This window comes from Candidatus Protofrankia datiscae (assembly GCF_000177615.2).
GTDB classification, from domain to species: domain Bacteria; phylum Actinomycetota; class Actinomycetes; order Frankiales; family Frankiaceae; genus Protofrankia; species Protofrankia coriariae.
In genome coordinates, this window is sequence record NC_015656.1 from 1,894,654 (window position 1) to 1,912,164 (window position 17,511).

Below are 17,511 nucleotides of genomic sequence, written 5' to 3' on the forward strand. Positions count from 1 at the left end.
TAATGGAGAACGTGTCGGTTTGCCGGTGGCCGTGTGGCATGGAGCACGAACATGACCGTTGTCGGTCACGATCCACAACGTCAACCGCCCGACCTGCGCCTGGTCGCTCCGGCCCTCGCGGCCTGGGCGGGAGCAGCGGGCACCGGGCTGGCCGTGCCACCAGTGGCCGTGCTGTGGATCGCCGGAATGTTGCTGTGCGTGACACCGCTGTGCGTGGTGACCCTGCTCCGCCGCCGGACGGTCCGGCGGCCGGTGGGCGCGGTCCTGGCATGCCTGGCCTGTCTTGCCGCGGGTGTGCTGGCGGCGGGTCTGCCGGCCCGGGCCCGCGCGCTTGGTCCGCTCGCGGCTCTCGGCGCGGCCCGGGCGGCCGCCGACATCGAAGGCACGGTGACCGGCGACCCGCGGGTCAGCCACGGGGGCAACGGCGAACTCGTCATCGTCCCGGTGCGGGTGGAGCGGCTGGCCGCGGACGGGCACGACATCCGGCTGCGGCAGCCGGTACTGGTGCTCGCGACCGCGTCCGGCTGGGAGGATCTGCTGCCGAGCCAGCATGTCAGCACCTCGGGGAAGCTGGCGCCGCCGAGGGCGGGCGACACCGTCGCGGCTGTCGTCTTCGTCCGGGCCGCGCCGGCCTCGGTCGGCCCGCCCTCATCGGTACAGCGGGCGGCCGGTCAGCTGCGGGCGGGTCTGCGCGATGCCACGTCGGGGCTTGTCGGCCCGCGCCGCGGGCTGCTGCCGGGTCTTGTCCTCGGCGACACGAGCAACCTCGACGACGAGGTGCGGGAGGACTTCCGGACCGCCGGGATGTCACATCTTGTCGCTGTTTCCGGGGCGAACTGCGCGATCATCATCGCCGCGGCGACCGTAGTCGTCCGGCGCAGCCGGTTGGCCCCGTGGGTGCAGGCCGGTTGGGTCGCGATGGCCCTGGTCGGTTTCGTCATCCTGGCCCGGCCGTCACCGAGCGTCATGCGTGCCGGTGTCATGGGACTGATCGGGATCGTCGCGGCCGGCAGCGGGCGGTCACGGCTGGCCATGCCCGCGCTCGCGGCCACCGTGCTGGTACTCGTCCTCAGCAGCCCCGATCTTGCTCGTTCGGTCGGTTTCACCCTGTCGGTTGCCGCCACCGCCGGCCTGGTGATCCTCGTTCCGGGCTGGCGGGACGCACTGGCGGGCCGGTTGCCGAGGTGGCTGGCCGAGCCACTCGCGGTCGCCGCGGCGGCACATGTCGCCTGCTCGCCGGTCCTCGTCGCCATCGGCGGCGGGGTCAGCCTGGTGGCCGTTCCCGCCAACATGCTCGCCGAGGCCGCAGTCGCACCAGCGACCATCCTCGGGGTCCTTGCCACGGTGGCGGCGGTCGTCCACGATCCGCTGGCCCGGTTCCTGGCAACCTTCGCGGGTGTGCCGTGCGGATGGTTGATCACGGTGGCGGACGTCGCGGCGCGCGTACCTGGCGCGGAGATCGGCTGGCCGGCCGGCCCGGCCGGCGCCGTGGCCCTCGTCGCCGCCACGGTCGTGCTGCTCGCGACCGTCCGCCGGCGCCGCGGGCGTCGTGTCCTCATCACACTGTCCGTCATTACTTTGGGTGTGCAGGTGATATTAATGTCACGTATTGTCGGAATCTTGCCCACACGTTGATGGCGGATCGTAATCATTTGATGTTCCTGACCAGGTCGTGCGGTCCGGGTAGCGTCCTTGTGACATGCTCGCCAGCGTGCCGCCGACATCCGCGCCGCCACGGTTGGTCCTTGTCTCCGGTGACGAGGAACTGCTCGTCTCCCGCGCTGTCCGGGACGTCATCCACGCCGCCCGGCGCCACGACCCGCAGACGGAGATCGTCGACCGAGCGCCGGGTGAGTTCACCGAGAGCGATGTGGTCGATCTGGCCAGCGTATCGATGTTCGGCGAGCTACGGGTGGTCGTGGTCCGCGGCGCGCAGGAACTCACGGATGATCTCAGGGAGGCGCTGCTGGCCTATCTCGCCCGGCCGCTGGACGACGTCGTGCTCGTCGTCGTCCACAGCGGTGTCGTACGCAACCGCAAACTGGCGGAGGCGATGAAGTCGGCCGGTGCGACGGTCGTCACGGCGGCGCGTATCACCCGTCCCCGGGACCGCCACGACTTCGTCGCGGCCGAGGTCCGCCGTCTCGGCGGCCAGATCAGTGCGGGCGCGGTGAAGGCGCTGGTGGACGCGGTCGGTAGCGATCTGCGCGAGTTGGCGATGGTATGTGATCAGATGGTCGCGGACTCCGGTGGGACGATCAACGAGGCCCTGGTTGCCGGATACCGTCGCGGCCGGGCTGAGGCCACCGGTTTCGCGGTGGCGGACGCCGCGATCGCGGGAGACCTGCCCGAGGCTCTGACCGTGCTGCGCCAGACGCTTGCGGGCGGTGTCCCACCCGTCTTGGTCGTGAGCGCCATGACCACCGGGCTGCGTGACCTGGCCCGGGTCGCGGCCGCCGGCGGTGGCTCCACCTGGGAGCTGGCCCGCAGCCTCGGCATGCCTGACTGGAAGGTGGAACGTTCCCAGCGGGCGGCCCGCGGCTGGAGCGACGAAGGGCTGGCCTACGCGATGCGCGCGGTCAGCGCCGCGGATGCGGCCGTCAAGGGCGGCGCCGTGGATCCGGTCTACGGGCTGGAAAGGCTTGTCACTCAGATCGTGTCGGCCCGTGGCCGTCCGGCGGGAGCCCGGCGGTGACGTTGCGTGCACCCCAGCCCGATCAGGAGGACTCCTCCGGCCCGAACGGAGACAACCCGGACGAAGCCGGCCCGGACGAAGCCGGTCCGAACGGAAGTGATCGGGACGGAGGCGGCGAGGACGGCCAGGACGGGGAGGAAGAGGAAACGGACAGGGGTGCCCAAGACACGGACGGAGCGGCGCAGGACGACCAGAGCCGGGGTGATCTCAGCCAGGGTGATTCGGGGCGGAGCGCCGCTGAGCACCGGATCGGCCCGGAGCGGGGAAGCACACCGACGTCGGAACCAGCGTCATCCTCGGTCACCAGCGACCCGGTCGGGCGACCGCACAGGTTCCTCTCCACCGGCCGCACCCTGGCCGGCAGCAGCCTGCTCGGCGTCCTGATCGCCCTGGCTGATCTGGCGAGCGCATGGGTGATCGTGGTGCTGCCGCTGACAGCGGCCGTCATGGCGGCCTACAACGAAGCGATCAAGAAGATGCTGGCCGCGGACGACACACGGAGCCGTCTCGCGGAGAACGAACCGTCGGCGTCCAGAACGCCGCCGGACTGACAGCACGGATTCCGGCGCTCCTCGGAAGCCATCCTGGGAGATCCGGCATGCCGCAGGTTCCCCGGCCGCCATCAGAACGTCGATGTCCCTGGCAGCCAGCCGGTAGCACCAGGTATGTGTACAGGCTATCCGGGCTACCCGCAGGATACCGACGAACCTGGGTGACGTTGGGCGGACGGGCATCCCACGGACAGACGCCTCGCGCCGCCCGCTCAGCCGAACCGGCCCGGCTCCGGTCGGAGCCCGGTCGGGAAAGCGACGGGCGGACGGCGTACGAGTGGACGCGTCGGACGGGTGGCGTCAGACCTTGGTCAGCGAAGCGTACCGGGTGGCCAGCGCCGACTTCTTGTTGGCAGCCTGGTTCGCGTGGATGACGCCCTTGCTCACGGCCTTGTCCAGCTTGCGCGACGCGATGCGCAGCTCCAGACCGGCACGCTCCTGGTCGCCCGCCTCCACGGCTTCCCGGAAGCGGCGGATGAGCGTCTTCAGTTCGGACTTCACGGCCTTGTTGCGCAGCCGTCGCTTCTCGTTGGTGAGGTTGCGCTTGATCTGCGACTTGATATTGGCCACGCGAAAGAACCCCTGGTCGTCGAAGTTGAATCGGTATGAAGGTCGGTTGAGCCCCGGCGTCGGCCCAGGACCGGCCTGCTCGCGACTGGCCTGCCGGCGTCTGGCCGGTGCACGGATGGCACCGGGGAAGCCGGGTGGCCCCGGGAAACATCGGTAACCTTACCAACTTACCCACGAACGGTGCCGGAGGGCGTGCCAGTGGCGTCCGCCGGCCGGGACTGACCGCGGTGTCCGGGGGCTGTTGCGGCGGGTGGGTACCGATGTGACCATCGGCGTCCGACGGGTGAGCCCAGCACACCAGGGCCGCGCCGGGCCTGTGCCGGGCCATGGTGCGCCGGGCCTTGCGCGGCCAGCGCTCTGGCGCGTCGGTGCTTGCTGCGCCGGGCTTTGCGCGCCAGCGCTCTGGTACGTCGGTGCTTGCTGCGCCGAGCCTCCTGGTATGCCGAGCCTTGCGTGTCAGGGCCTGGCACGATGACACAGTCCATCCCGACGAAACGAGAAGACTCCGCGTGCCCCCAGCCTCCGACCCCCGTCGTATCAACCAGGCATCGGTCGACCAGGCGTCGATCCGCAACTTCTGCATCATCGCTCACATCGACCACGGCAAGTCGACGCTCGCCGACCGGATGCTCGGTGTTACCGGTGTCGTCGAGGCTCGTAACATGCGTGCCCAGTATCTGGACAAGATGGACATCGAGCGCGAGCGCGGCATCACGATCAAGGCGCAGAGTGTCCGGCTGCCGTGGCAGGCCGACGACGGCCGCGACTACGTCCTGCATCTGATCGACACTCCTGGCCATGTTGACTTTACCTATGAGGTCAGTCGGTCGCTTGCGGCCTGTGAGGGCGCGGTGCTGCTCGTCGACGCGGCTCAGGGTATCGAGGCGCAGACGTTGGCAAACCTGTACCTGGCGCTGGAGAACGACCTGCAGATCATCCCGGTCCTCAACAAGATCGACCTGCCGGCCGCGCAGCCGGAGAAGTACGCCGCCGAGCTGGGGCAGATCATCGGCTGCGACCCTGCCGACGTGCTGCTGGTGTCGGGCAAGACCGGCCAGGGCGTGCCCGAGCTGCTCAACGAGATCGTCCGGCGGGTCCCCGCGCCGATGGGCGACCCGGACGCCCCCGCGCGCGCCATGATCTTCGACAGCGTCTACGACACCTACCGGGGTGTGATCACGTATGTGCGGGTGGTCGACGGCCGGCTGACCGCCCGGGACCGCTGCCTGATGATGTCGACGCGGGCGAGCCACGAGACCCTCGAGGTCGGGGTGATCTCGCCGGAGGCGATCCCGCGGGAGGGACTGTCCGCCGGGGAGGTCGGCTACCTCATCCCGGGGGTCAAGGACGTCCGGCAGGCCCGGGTCGGGGACACCGTGACCTCGGCGGCCCACCCGGCCGAGGCGCCACTGGCCGGTTACCGTGACCCGCGCCCGATGGTCTACAGCGGCCTGTACCCGATCGACGGCAGCGAGTATCCCGCCCTGCGGGAGGCCCTGGACAAGCTGCAGCTCAACGACGCCGCGCTGACCTACGAGCCCGAGACGTCCGCGGCGTTGGGCTTCGGTTTCCGCTGCGGCTTCCTCGGGCTGCTCCATCTGGAGATCGTCCGGGAGCGTCTGGAACGGGAGTTCAACCTCACGCTCATCTCCACCGCGCCGAACGTGGTCTACCGGGTGCTCATGGAGGACGGCAGTGAGACGATCGTCACCAACCCGAGCGACTGGCCGGCGGGAAAGATCTCCGAGGTCCACGAGCCGGTCGTGGATGCCATGGTGCTGCTGCCGTCCGACTTCGTCGGTCAGGTCATGGAGCTCTGCCAGGGTCGGCGCGGCACGCTGGACGGGATGGACTACCTGTCGACCGACCGGGTCGAGCTCAAGTACCGGCTCCCGCTCGGAGAGATCATTTTTGACTTCTTCGACGCCCTGAAGTCGAAGACCCGGGGGTATGCCAGCCTCGACTACGAGCCGGCCGGCGAGCAGGTGTCCGACCTGGTCAAGGTCGACATCCTGCTGCAGGGGGAGACCGTCGACGCGTTCTCCGCGATCGTCCACAAGGACAAGGCGTACGGCTACGGGGTCGCGATGACCTCCCGGCTGCGGGAGCTGATCCCGCGCCAGCAGTTCGAGGTGCCGATCCAGGCCGCGATCGGTAGCCGAATCATCGCCCGGGAGAACATCCGTGCCATCCGCAAGGACGTGCTGGCCAAGTGCTACGGCGGTGACATCACCCGCAAGCGCAAGCTGCTGGAACGGCAGAAGGAAGGAAAGAAGAAGATGAAGACCATCGGCCGCGTCGAAGTCCCGCAGGAGGCATTCATCGCGGCCCTGTCCACGGACGCGTCCAAGAGCGGGAAATAGTCCTGCCGTCCGTGGCCGGGCGGTGACTCCGGCCGGCCGTCCTTCGGTCGCCAGCGTGGCCGTGACCCTCTCGTCTCCGCGGGGTTCCTCCCGGAGCCGGCGGCTGTGCGAGCCGGTCCGGGAGGCCCGGGCCCCTGGGCGGTTCGGGTTGCCTGTTCGGGCAGCTCAGGGGGTTCGTGCGGACGAGGGGGATAGTCGGATGGGTTCAGTGGCGGGTTCGTCATGGCCGGCGGGACCGACCGATCCGGCCAGGGTGCCGGATCGGTACTCCGTCGCGTGAGGGGGGAGAAGATCCTCGATGTTGTCGAGGACACCGCGCACGGCGTCGTCATTCATGTGATTGAGTTTTCCGGACGCGGGACCACGAACTCACGACGCTTCACCTATATTGACCAGTCGATTATCAATGTCAGGTCAACGTCGCTGCCGGCCGGTGCTCCGGTGGGGTTCCAGGCCCATTCGACGGGCGTATTGGACGGTTGAATCCGACAAATCCGATAACTGAATACAAAGATCATGAGGCGGCTGTCGTCCGAGCGTCCGGTGGGTGGGACGCGCGATCGCCGGAACGGTAGGTGGGTGATGAGGGCAGGCCTGAAGGCGGGCTTGGAAGCGGGCCTGAAGGCAGGCACAGCGTTGCGAGTCGGGCACACTATGGCCATGCCGCACATCTCGACGGCCGTGTCAGCCCTCGGCCAGCCCAGCGCAGCCGGTCCCGGTGAGCCGGACAGGCCGGACAGGCCGGCAGGCCCGGTTCACTCGGGAGGCCCGGCGGGCCCGCGGGGCAGGGGCTCCCCAGCCGCTGACGGCAGCCTCCAGGTGTGGGACGGCGTGCTCCCGACGCGGGCCACGGACACCCTTGGCAGCCGCCCGTTCGGGGTCTACGTGCACGTCCCGTACTGCGCGACCCACTGCGGCTACTGCGACTTCAACACCTACACCGCGACCGAACTCGGGCCGGGGGTTGCGATCGGCACGTTCGTGGAGACGCTGGCGGCCGAGTTCCGCCTGGCCCGGTCCGTTCTCGGCCCGGCCGACGTCGCGGTCTCGACGGTCTTCGTCGGCGGCGGGACGCCGACCCTGCTGCCCGCCGAGGACCTCGAGCGGCTGCTCCGGATGATCGACGCGGAGTTCGGCCTCGCCGCCGGCGCTGAGGTGACCACGGAGGCGAACCCCGAGTCCGTGGACGCCGGTGCCCTGGAGCGGCTGGCCGCCGCCGGGTACACGCGGATCTCGTTCGGGATGCAGAGCGCCCGTCCGCACGTGCTTGCCGCGCTCGACCGCCGGCACACCCCCGGACGCGTCCCGGACGTGGTCAGCTGGGCGCGCAAGGCCGGCTTCGCCCACATCAACCTCGACCTGATCTATGGCACTCCCGGCGAGTCCGCCCGGGACTGGCAGGCGAGCCTGGACGCGGTGGTCGCGCTCGATCCCGACCATGTCAGCGCATACGCGCTGACCGTCGAGGACGGTACCCGGCTGGCCCGGCGGATCCGGCGCGGCGAGCTGCTCCCGCCCGATGACGATCTTATGGCGGACCGCTACCAGCAGGCCGAGGAGACCCTGACCGCGGCCGGCCTGAGCTGGTACGAGATCAGCAACTGGGCGCGTGGGCCCGCCGCTCACAGCCGGCACAACCTCGGCTACTGGCGGGGCGCCGACTGGTGGGGTTTCGGGCCGGGGGCGCACAGCCACATCGGGGGTGTCCGCTGGTGGAACGTGCGCCATCCAGCCTCCTACAGCGCACGGCTCGCCGCGGGCGCAAGCCCCGCGGCGGCCCACGAGGAGCTGGACGCCGCCGCCGCGCGCATGGAACGGATCATGCTCGAGGTGCGCCTGGCCGAGGGCCTCGCGGCCGAGGAGCTCACGCCCGCGGGGCGGTCCCAGGCCGCCCGGCTCGCCGCCGACGGGCTGGTGGATCCCCCTGCGCTGGCGGCGGGACGCGTCCTGCTGACCCTGCGCGGCAGGCTGCTCGCCGACACCGTCATACACGCTCTTCTATCGGACTAGCCGCGGCCGTCACCGGGAAACACTCCTCAAGCTCCCGGTGGCGGTGACACATTTGTCCGTCTCGCCTGGTCGCCAGGACAGCTACAATTGGCACTCGCGGCAATCGAGTGCCAGAGCGTCCCGCCGGCGGGTTTCTGGCCTCGGCGGCCTCGGCGGCCTCGGTGGCTTCGTGTGGTCGTCGCTGACCTCACCCGGCGGCTTCAGCGTGGCAAAGGGGTGATACGGCGTGCTGGAGGAACGGCGGCTGGACGTACTTCGAGCCATCGTTGAGGAGTTCGTGCTCAGCAACGAACCCGTGGGCTCCAAGCTGTTGGCCGAGCGCCACCAGCTCGGGGTGTCTCCTGCTACTGTCCGTAATGACATGTCCACACTTGAGGAAGAAGGCTACATCACCCAGCCGCACACCAGCGCCGGCCGGATTCCCACGGACAAAGGCTACCGCCTCTTCGTCGACCGGCTGTCGGGGGTCAAACCGTTGTCCCGGGCCGAGCGGCGGGCCATCCAGAGCTTCCTGGAGGGCGCGATCGATCTCGACGACGTGGTCCGGCGGTCGGTCCGGCTGCTCGCGCAGCTGACCCGCCAGGTCGCGGTCGTGCAGTACCCGTCGCTGTCGTGCAGCGGCGTCCGGCACATCGAGATCGTGACGATCACACCGGTGCGCCTGCTGCTCGTACTGATCACCGACACCGGACGGGTCGAGCAGCGGGTCGTCGAAGTACCCGAGCCGGTGGACGACCCGACCGTCAGCGAGCTGCGCACCGTGCTCAACGCGGCGCTGAACGGGCGTCGGCTGGCGGACGCGCCCGAGGCGGTCGCCAACCTGCCGGACGAGGCCCGGCCGGGGCTGCGTCCGCACCTGAACATGCTGATCACGGTTGTGATGGAGGCGCTGGTCGACAAGCCGGAGGAACGGATCGCTCTGGCGGGTACCGCCAACCTGACGCGTTCCGCCATCGACTTTGCCGATACGCTGCGTCCGCTTCTGGAGGCTCTGGAGGAGCAGGTCGTTCTGTTGAAACTGATCGGCGAGGTACGGGACCTCGATACCGTCACGGTCCGTATTGGCCACGAAAACAGCGTGGATGCGTTGCGTTCCACATCGGTGGTAGCGACGGGGTACGGTCGCGGGGCGTCCGCGTTGGGTGGCCTGGGGGTGGTCGGTCCAAGGCGGATGGACTATCCGGGAACCATGGCGGCCGTCCAGGCCGTCGCCAAGTATGTGGGTGATCTCTTGGGTGCCGACTGATGGCCACCGACTACTACGAGGTGCTCGGCGTACGCCGGGACGCCTCGAACGATGAGCTCAAAAGGGCCTACCGCAAGCTTGCCCGCGAGCTGCATCCCGACGTCAACCCCGACCCTGAGGCGCAGGCTCGCTTCAAGGCCGTGACCGCGGCCTACGAGGTCCTCTCCGACCCGGAGAAGCGCCAGATCGTCGATCTCGGCGGGGATCCGCTGGCGCCCGGTGGGGGAGCCGGCGGGTCGTCGTTCGGAGCCGGCTTCGGCGGCCTCGGCGACATCATGGACGCCTTCTTCGGCGGCGGCGCCAGCCGTGGGCCGCGTTCGCGGGTGCGCCGGGGCAACGACGCGCTGCTCCGTCTTGAGCTCGACCTCTCCGAGACCGCCTTCGGGACGACCCGGGACATCACCGTGGACACCGCCGTGGTGTGCGGTACCTGCTCCGGGGACGGCGCGGCGCCGGGCAGCCATCCGGTGACCTGCCCGGTCTGCCACGGGCGCGGGGAGATCCAGCAGGTCGCCCGCTCCTTCCTCGGGCAGATGGTCACCTCCAGGCCGTGCACCCGCTGCGGCGCCACCGGGACGGTGATCGAGCACCCGTGCCGGGAGTGCGGCGGCGACGGCCGGGTCCGCAAGCGGCGCAACCTCACCGTCAAGATCCCTTCCGGGGTCGAGGACGGGATGCGCATCCGGTTGTCCGGCGAGGGTGAGGTCGGCCCGGGCGGCGGCCCCAACGGCGACCTCTACGTCGAAGTCCAGGAGCGCCCCCATCCGGTGTTCACCCGGGAGGGCGACGACCTGCACTGCGAGCTGCGCGTCCCGATGACCGCCGCCGCGCTCGGCACTACCTGCACGCTGGACACGCTCGACGGCAGTGAGACCATCACGGTCAAGCCCGGCACCCAGCCCGGCCATGTGATCACCATGAGCGGTCGGGGCGTCCCGCACCTGCGTTCGGTCGGACGCGGCCACCTGCACATCCACGTCGTGGTCGAGACACCGACCAAGATCGACGCCGAGCAGGAGCGGCTGCTGCGCGAACTGGCGAAGCTGCGGGACGAGGAGCAGCCGGCGGTCATCTCCGGCGGCAGCGGCTCCGCTGACGGCCAGGGCTTCTTCTCCCGGCTGCGCGGCTCCCGTGGCACCCGGTAAGCGTGACCGTCGGTGACCCTCGAAGGGCCTGAGAGCTGACCGCACCCCTGTTCCACCAGGTGCCGGTGCCGGACGCCGTCGAGCTGACGCTGGTCGGTGCCGAGGGTAGGCATGCGGCTACGGTACGGCGGCTACGCCCCGGTGAACGGCTGGATGTCACCGACGGGCGTGGCGTGGTTGCCGAGTGCACGGTTGTGCGCTGCCGGCGGGACGAGATCGACTGCGCGGTGGAGCGCCGGGTCGTGCACCCGGCGCGGCTGCCCCGGCTCGTGGTGGTCCAGGCGCTGGCCAAGGGCGACCGCGGCGAGCTCGCCGTCGAGCTCATGACCGAGGTGGGGGTCGACGAGATCGTCCCCTGGGCGGCCTCCCGCTCGGTCGTGCGCTGGGCGGGGGAGCGGGGCGCCCGTGCCCATGACCGCTGGTCGGCGACGGCCCGGGAGGCGGCGAAGCAGTCGCGGCGGGTGTTCTGGCCACGGGTCACCGCTCCCACCGACACCGACGCCGCCGCCGCCCGGCTCACCGCGGCCGAGCTCGCCGTGGTCCTGCACGAGGATGCCGCCGAACCGTTGACCCGGGTGCTCGCCGCGGCGACGACGGCCGCTACCGGGTCCTTCGCCACCGCGACGGCTGCCGCTGGGCCGCCTGCCACCACGGCGTCCGTGGCCGGGTCGGCCACCGCCGGGTTGACCGCGACCCGGGCGCCTGCTCTGCCGGACGCCGTCCCGGCAGCGGAGATCGTCGTCGTGGTGGGCCCGGAAGGCGGGATCACCGACGCCGAACTGGAAGTGTTCACCGCGGCCGGGGGGCGGCCGTCCAGGCTCGGTCCCACCGTGCTGCGGACGTCGACCGCCGGCGTGGTCGCCGCCGCGGTCGTTCTCTCCCGCACGTCCCGATGGGAGCGTTAGATCGTGTACCCGGTGTGCCCGCGGCCGGCGTCCCGCCGGCCTTCGTTGTGCCTGTCGTGCCGGCTGTTGTGCTGGTACGGCCAGTGCGACGACCGGCTCGGCGGCCGGCCCGGGAGGTCCAACAGGCCCGAGGATCGCTACACTGAAGGACCGTACTGAACTCATGTCGTTCGAGAGGTCCCGTGGCCGGCGCCGGCCGCAACCCATGACCGATTCCACCTCCCAGTCCGACCAGCGGACCGTTACGCGCATCGTCGTTCCCGGTGCGCACAGCATGGTGAGCCTGCTCGGCCACCAGGACGAACTGTTGCGCGTTGTCGAACAGGCGTTATCGTCCGATGTCCACGTCCGGGGCAATGAGATCACCATCACCGGTCCTCCGAAGGAGAACGCGCTGGCGGCCAGGCTCTTCGCCGAGCTGATCGCTGTGCTGGAGTCCGGGGCCGAGCTCACCCCGGCCCACGTGGACCATTCGCTGTCGATGCTGCGCAGCGGCAGCGAGGAACGCCCGGCCGAGGTGCTCACCCTCAACATCCTCTCCAGCCGGGGCCGGACGATCCGGCCGAAGACGCTCAACCAGAAGCGTTACGTGGACGCGATCGACGCCCACACCATCGTGTTCGGCATCGGCCCGGCCGGTACCGGCAAGACGTACCTGGCCATGGCCAAGGCCGTGCAGGCGCTGCAGTCCAAGCAGGTGAATCGGATCATCCTGACCCGGCCGGCGGTCGAGGCGGGGGAGCGGCTCGGTTTCCTGCCCGGCACCCTCTACGACAAGATCGACCCATACCTGCGCCCGCTGTACGACGCCCTGCACGACATGGTCGACCCGGACTCGATCCCGCGGCTGATCCAGAGCGGCACCATCGAGGTCGCGCCGCTGGCGTACATGCGCGGGCGGACCCTCAACGACGCGTTCATCATCCTGGACGAGGCGCAGAACACCTCCGTCGAGCAGATGAAGATGTTCCTCACCCGCCTCGGCTTCGGCTCCAGGATCGTTGTGACCGGGGACGTCACCCAGGTGGACCTCCCCAGCGGCACCCGCAGCGGCCTACGGGTGGTCCGGGAGATCCTCGACGGCCTCGACGACGTCCACTTCGCGGTCCTGACCAGCACGGACGTGGTGCGCCACCGGCTGGTCAGCGAGATCGTCGACGCCTATGCCCGGTGGGACGCGGCAAGCGCGCCGCGACCCCGACCGGCCCAGGCCGCCCGCCGGGACCGGCGGTGACGGGCACGCCGACCAGCGGGCCACGGCGCGCACCGGCTCGCGGACCGGAGCGCATGCCGACGACGATGGGCCGCGTACGGCGCGGCGCCGGATGAGGATGGATCACTGATGGCCGTGTTCGTGGCGAACGAGTCGGGTGTCGAGGCCGATGAGGTCACCCTTACCGCGCTCGCCCGGTTCGTGCTGGACACCATGAAGGTCAACCCGCTGGCGGAGCTGTCGGTCATGCTGGTGGAGCAGGCCGCGATGGAGGAGCTCCACGTCCGCTACATGGGTGAGGAGGGCCCGACCGACGTGCTGGCCTTCCCCCAGGACGACGCGTTCGACCCGTCCGCGCCGGACTCGGGCGAGGACGACCCGACCCTGCTGCTCGGCGACATCGTCCTGTGCCCGGAGGTCGCCCGTCGGCAGGCGGCCAAGGCGGGGCACTCGACCGAGCACGAGATGCACCTGCTGTGCACGCACGGCATCCTGCACCTGCTCGGTTACGATCATGCCGAGCCGGACGAGGAGCGGGAGATGTGGGCGGTGCAGTCCCGGCTGCTGACCTCCTGGGCCTCCGCCCGTGCCGCCGGCACGCACTGAGCGTGCCTGGAGAGCGCCACGCACTGAGCGTGCCGGAGGAGCGCCGCGCACTGAGCCTGCCGGGGGAGCTGACAGGGCGGACCAATGGGCTACGGTGATGTTCCACTTCTGCTGCTCGCGGTGCTGGCCACGCTGTTCGCGGCCGGGATCGGATGCATCGACGCCGCGCTGACCCGGGTCTCCCGGGTCGCGGTCGAGGGATTCGTGCGCGCGGGGCGCCCCAGAGCCGCGAGCCTGGCCACGATCGTCGCCGACCCCGGGCGCTACCTGGCGCTGCTGCTGTTGCTGCGGATCGTCGGGGAGATGGTCGCCGCCGCGTGCGTGACCGTCATCGCGGTCCACACCTATGGTGCCGGGTTCATCGCGGTCGGTTTCGGCGCGCTGGTCGGGACCCTGTTCGCCTACATCTTCGTCGGGGTCGTGTTCCGGACGCTGGGCCGCCAGCACGCCCCGGTGATCGCGCTCGCGACCGCCGGGCTGACCAGCTGGCTCGGCCGGATGTTCGGGCCGCTGCCACGGCTGCTGATCGCCTTCGGTAACGCCGTCACCCCCGGCCCCGGCTACCGCGACGGCCCGTTCGCCACCGAGGCGGAGCTGCGCGACCTCGTCGACCTCGCCGAGGAGAACTCCGTCATCGAGCGCGGCGAGCGTGACATGATCGCCTCCGTCTTCGAGCTCGGGGACACGCTGGTGCGCGAGGTGATGGTCCCCCGGCCGGACATGGTCTACATCGAGTCGGTGAAGACCGTCGCCCAGGCGATCTCGCTGGCGCTGCGCAGCGGCTTCTCCCGCATCCCGGTGATCGGGGAGAGCGTGGACGACGTCGTCGGGATCGCCTTCCTCAAGGACATGGTCGGCCGGGAGCGCGAGGGCTGGGACACCCGGCCCGTCTCCGACGTCATGCGGCCACCCGCGCTGGTGCCCGAGAGCAAGCACGCCGACGTCCTGCTGCGCGAGATGCAGGCGTCCCGGACCCACATGGCGATCGTCATCGACGAGTACGGCGGGACCGCCGGGCTGGTCACCATCGAGGACATCCTCGAGGAGATCGTCGGCGAGATCACAGACGAGTACGACGCCGAGATCGTCCCGGTGGAGTGGATCGACGGCGACACCGCCCGGGTGACCGCCCGGCTCGGCGTGGACGATCTGCGCGAACTCTTCGGCACGGACGAGCTGCCCGGCTCCGAGGACGTGGAGACTGTCGGCGGGCTGCTGGCGAACGCGTTGGGCCGGGTACCGCTGCCGGGGGCGACGGCGACCGTCGGCGTGGTCACGCTCACCGCTGAGAGCGCCGCCGGCCGGCGCAACCAGATCGGTACCGTGGTGGTGCGCCGGTTGTCCGGGCAGGCCGGGGACGTCGCCGCTGGTGGGTCCGCGTCCACACCCACGGGCGACACGGCCGGTGGCGGCCCACCCCGGGGCAACGGGCCCGGGGGCTCCAGGGCCGCCGGGGGTTCCGGGAGCGAGGCCGCGTACGCGGGCAGCCACCGGGCCGACGGGGAGCAGGGTGGCGGTGACCGGACCGGTAAGAATCGTACGGACGGTACGGGCGGGACGGGTGGTACAGGCAGTACTTTTAGTACAGATAATGACGTTGTGGGTGCTGCCGGTGGCGGTGGCGGGCGTAGGCAGGGCAGTGACGCGGGTGCCACCGGCACTGTCACGCGCCGTGCCGCTTCCGGGGCGCGCACATGATCTTCGATGAGGCAGGGGCAGGCGGCGTGTCAGAGCTGGACCTGGACGCACAGGCCGACAACACGCGAGTCGACGCCGCACGGGTCGACGCCGCGGGGGCCGACGACAGCGCGGACAGCCGCCGGGTCGACAGCGGGCCCGACGCGCCCGCCGCCGGGGACGCCATCCCCGGCGGCCGCCCGGCCGTCGTCCGGGTCGCTCACGACTCGCTGTCGGCCGAGGACGCCAAACTCGTGATCCTCGCCCGGTCGGCGAGGCTGCGCGCCTATGTCCCCCGGGGCGGTACCGCGACCGCCGAAGGCGCGGCTGTCCGGGACACCGACGGGCGGACCTACGTGGCGGCGACCGTGGAGAACGCGCGGGAGCGGCTCACCGTGTCCGCGCTCGCCGCCGCCGTCGTCGCGGCGGCGTCCAGCGGAGCGCGCCGCTTCGAGGCGGCGGCGATCGTCTCTGACCGTCTCGCCGGACCGTTGGCGGGCTCCGGGCTGGACACCGCGGACACCGCGGACACCGCGAGCGCGCCCGACGTCCCGGCTGCGGCGGGCGCGGCCGGGACGTCGGCCGCCCCGGGTGTGCCGGGTGTGCCGGGGGCCGACGATCTGCTGGTGCTGGGCGAGTTCGGTACCGGCGTGCCGGTGTTCCTCGCCGGCTCCGACGGGGTGGCCCGGGGCCGGGTGACCACCTAGTGGCCGCCTCGGCGGAGGCCGGAGCGCCGTTCCGGTCCGGGTTCGCCTGCTTTGTCGGACGTCCCAACGCGGGCAAGTCGACGTTGACCAACGCGCTCGTCGGCTCGAAGGTCGCCATCACCAGCGGGCGCCCGCAGACGACCCGGCACGCCGTCCGCGGCATCGTGCACCGCGACGACGCCCAGCTCGTCCTGGTCGACACCCCCGGCCTGCACCGGCCGCGGACCCTGCTCGGCCAGCGACTCAACGACGTGGTCCGCGCGACCCTGTCAGAGGTGGACGTGGTCGCCTTCTGCGTCCCCGCGAACGAGGCGGTGGGCCCGGGCGACCGGTTCATCGCCGGAGAGCTCGCCCGGCTGCCCAAGCGGACACCGCTGGTCGCGGTCGTCACCAAGAGTGACCTGGTGTCCGATCGGGACGCGCTCGGCGCGCAGCTGCTCGCGGTCTGCTCGCTGGCGGACTTCGTCGACGTGGTGCCGGTCAGTGCGGTGTCGTCGTTCCAGGTGGGGCTGCTCGCGGACGTGCTGGTCAGTCGGCTGCCGCCCGGCCCGCCGCTGTACCCCGACGGTGAGCTGACCGACGAACCCGAGCAGGTGATGGTCGCCGAGCTCGTCCGCGAGGCTGCCCTGGAAGGGGTGCGCGACGAGCTGCCGCACTCGCTCGCCGTCGTCGTCGAGGAGATGATCCCCCGTGAGGACCGGCCGGCGGACCGGCCGCTGCTCGATGTCCACGTGAACGTCTACGTCGAACGGCAGAGCCAGAAGGCGATCGTCATCGGCGCGAAGGGTGCTCGGCTCAAGGACGTCGGGACGCGGGCCCGCGGCCAGATCGAGGCGCTGCTCGGCACCCCCGTCTACCTGGACCTGCACGTCAAGGTGGCCAAGGACTGGCAGCGCGACCCCCGCCAGCTGCGCCGGCTCGGCTTCTGACAGCCGGCCGGCCGCGGCCGCGCGTCCGAGGAGACGAAGAACTTGACCCCGGAGCGGTGTCGCGAGACATTCAACAAATGGTTGTTTTGTCTGTTCGGAAATGAGCACGGACGCAGCCCCCGGTGACGGGGTGAAGGTCAGGAGGATCGACCACGTGGCGATCGCCCTGCCGGACATGGCCGAGGCGGCGCCCCTGCTGTTGGACACGCTCGGTGGCGTGTTTATCAAGGGCGGTGACAACGACGAGACGGGAATCCGTCTGGCGCACATCGGCTTCCCCAGTTTTAAGATCGAACTCATGCAGCCGCTCAGAGCGGACTCGATCCTCTCCGAGAGCCTGCGGCGCAAGGGGCCGGGGCTGCACCACGTGACGTTCATCGTCGACGACGTCACCGACACCGACACCCGCCTGCGCGCTCGTGGGTACGCCACGGCGGGCCTCGACACCTCCTCCTCGGCATGGAGCCAGACCTACATTCGCCCGAAGCTCACTTTCGGCGCGTTGCTGCAGTTCGTCGCCACCGACCTGGACTGGCACACCCCGACCGAGGAGTACACCTTCGAGGACGTCCTCGCGGCAAAACTCGTCTGGCACGACTACGTGGCCTGCTTCCGCGACACCCAGCCCGAAGGCGTTTCCTGACGCCCAGCACCATGGGGGACCACCCGACGAACCGTCCACCGCTCGACGGAACCTCCTGAGCCGTAGGTGAAAACTGTGGCCAGAGCAACGTTTTCCACCTACGGCCGCGGAAGCTGTAGGTGGAAAACGTCGTCGTGACAGCGGTTTTCACCTACAAGGCGGCGGGTACGAACCATCCGCGTTGTCCGCCGTCGACGACGACAGCCGTACCCTGTGGATTACCGAGGCGGGCGCCGGCCATCCCAGGAAAA

Annotated in this window: 16 protein-coding genes; 15 read left to right on the forward strand and 1 reads right to left on the reverse strand. The window is 70.5% G+C overall.

Annotated features, from left to right (window positions below):
* Positions 1-51 precede the first annotated feature (51 nt).
* The 3 genes from FSYMDG_RS07855 to FSYMDG_RS22895 all read left to right on the forward strand — a co-directional run bounded on the left by FSYMDG_RS07855 (position 52) and on the right by FSYMDG_RS22895 (position 3,246).
* A complete protein-coding gene (locus tag FSYMDG_RS07855) occupies positions 52-1,635 on the forward strand; it encodes a ComEC/Rec2 family competence protein (RefSeq protein ID WP_013873028.1) in 1,584 nt (527 codons plus the stop codon).
* A gap of 64 nt (positions 1,636-1,699) precedes the next feature.
* A complete protein-coding gene (gene holA / locus FSYMDG_RS07860) occupies positions 1,700-2,695 on the forward strand; it encodes a DNA polymerase III subunit delta (protein WP_013873029.1) in 996 nt (331 codons plus the stop codon).
* On the forward strand, positions 2,692-3,246 hold the full coding sequence (locus tag FSYMDG_RS22895) for a hypothetical protein (protein ID WP_013873030.1): 555 nt from the start codon (positions 2,692-2,694) through the stop codon (positions 3,244-3,246). Before holA ends, FSYMDG_RS22895 begins: the two co-directional genes overlap by 4 nt.
* Before the next feature lie 300 nt (positions 3,247-3,546).
* Here FSYMDG_RS22895 and rpsT read toward each other — a convergent pair whose 3' ends face one another.
* Positions 3,547-3,816, reverse strand: a complete 270-nt coding sequence (gene rpsT, locus FSYMDG_RS07870) for a 30S ribosomal protein S20 (RefSeq protein ID WP_013873031.1) — start codon at positions 3,814-3,816, stop codon at positions 3,547-3,549.
* Positions 3,817-4,325: 509 nt separating this feature from the next.
* Here rpsT and lepA point away from each other — a divergent pair.
* The 12 genes from lepA to FSYMDG_RS07930 all read left to right on the forward strand — a co-directional run bounded on the left by lepA (position 4,326) and on the right by FSYMDG_RS07930 (position 17,260).
* Positions 4,326-6,179, forward strand: a complete 1,854-nt coding sequence (lepA, locus tag FSYMDG_RS07875) for a translation elongation factor 4 (RefSeq protein ID WP_013873032.1) — start codon at positions 4,326-4,328, stop codon at positions 6,177-6,179.
* 276 nt (positions 6,180-6,455) lie between these two features.
* Complete coding sequence (locus FSYMDG_RS07880) at positions 6,456-6,662, forward strand: hypothetical protein (RefSeq protein ID WP_043603230.1); 207 nt, start codon at positions 6,456-6,458, stop codon at positions 6,660-6,662.
* 348 nt (positions 6,663-7,010) lie between these two features.
* Complete coding sequence (hemW, locus tag FSYMDG_RS07885; protein WP_237703031.1) at positions 7,011-8,189, forward strand: radical SAM family heme chaperone HemW; 1,179 nt, start codon at positions 7,011-7,013, stop codon at positions 8,187-8,189.
* A gap of 226 nt (positions 8,190-8,415) precedes the next feature.
* Positions 8,416-9,435, forward strand: a complete 1,020-nt coding sequence (gene hrcA, locus FSYMDG_RS07890) for a heat-inducible transcriptional repressor HrcA (protein WP_013873035.1) — start codon at positions 8,416-8,418, stop codon at positions 9,433-9,435.
* Positions 9,435-10,580, forward strand: a complete 1,146-nt coding sequence (dnaJ, locus tag FSYMDG_RS07895; RefSeq protein WP_013873036.1) for a molecular chaperone DnaJ — start codon at positions 9,435-9,437, stop codon at positions 10,578-10,580. The genes hrcA and dnaJ overlap by 1 nt, the downstream gene beginning before the upstream one ends.
* A gap of 59 nt (positions 10,581-10,639) precedes the next feature.
* Entirely contained in the window at positions 10,640-11,485 is an 846-nt protein-coding gene (locus tag FSYMDG_RS07900) for a 16S rRNA (uracil(1498)-N(3))-methyltransferase (protein WP_013873037.1), read from the forward strand.
* 205 nt (positions 11,486-11,690) lie between these two features.
* Positions 11,691-12,719, forward strand: coding sequence for a PhoH family protein (locus tag FSYMDG_RS07905; RefSeq protein ID WP_013873038.1), 1,029 nt, complete (start codon positions 11,691-11,693; stop codon positions 12,717-12,719).
* Between the two features lie 108 nt (positions 12,720-12,827).
* The gene (gene ybeY, locus FSYMDG_RS07910) at positions 12,828-13,304 is read left to right on the forward strand and encodes an rRNA maturation RNase YbeY (RefSeq protein WP_013873039.1); all 477 of its coding nucleotides are present in this window, start codon (positions 12,828-12,830) and stop codon (positions 13,302-13,304) included.
* Between the two features lie 84 nt (positions 13,305-13,388).
* Entirely contained in the window at positions 13,389-15,002 is a 1,614-nt protein-coding gene (locus tag FSYMDG_RS07915; protein ID WP_013873040.1) for a hemolysin family protein, read from the forward strand.
* Positions 15,003-15,028: 26 nt separating this feature from the next.
* The gene (locus tag FSYMDG_RS07920; protein WP_431307079.1) at positions 15,029-15,688 is read left to right on the forward strand and encodes a hypothetical protein; all 660 of its coding nucleotides are present in this window, start codon (positions 15,029-15,031) and stop codon (positions 15,686-15,688) included.
* Positions 15,688-16,617, forward strand: a complete 930-nt coding sequence (gene era / locus FSYMDG_RS07925) for a GTPase Era (protein WP_013873042.1) — start codon at positions 15,688-15,690, stop codon at positions 16,615-16,617. The genes FSYMDG_RS07920 and era overlap by 1 nt, the downstream gene beginning before the upstream one ends.
* Before the next feature lie 100 nt (positions 16,618-16,717).
* Positions 16,718-17,260, forward strand: a complete 543-nt coding sequence (locus tag FSYMDG_RS07930) for a VOC family protein (RefSeq protein WP_013873043.1) — start codon at positions 16,718-16,720, stop codon at positions 17,258-17,260.
* Positions 17,261-17,511: the final 251 nt, after the last annotated feature.

Excerpts from the sequence above, each read along its gene's own strand:
- FSYMDG_RS07855 (WP_013873028.1), top strand. The coding sequence starts at position 52 with ATGACCGTTGTCGGTCACGATCCACAACGTCAACCGCCCGACCTGCGC.
- dnaJ (WP_013873036.1), top strand. The coding sequence starts at position 9,435 with ATGGCCACCGACTACTACGAGGTGCTCGGCGTACGCCGGGACGCCTCG.
- ybeY (WP_013873039.1), top strand. The coding sequence starts at position 12,828 with ATGGCCGTGTTCGTGGCGAACGAGTCGGGTGTCGAGGCCGATGAGGTC.
- FSYMDG_RS07930 (WP_013873043.1), top strand. The coding sequence starts at position 16,718 with ATGAGCACGGACGCAGCCCCCGGTGACGGGGTGAAGGTCAGGAGGATC.
- FSYMDG_RS07915 (WP_013873040.1), top strand. The coding sequence starts at position 13,389 with ATGGGCTACGGTGATGTTCCACTTCTGCTGCTCGCGGTGCTGGCCACG.
- holA (WP_013873029.1), top strand. The coding sequence starts at position 1,700 with ATGCTCGCCAGCGTGCCGCCGACATCCGCGCCGCCACGGTTGGTCCTT.
- FSYMDG_RS07905 (WP_013873038.1), top strand. The coding sequence starts at position 11,691 with ATGACCGATTCCACCTCCCAGTCCGACCAGCGGACCGTTACGCGCATC.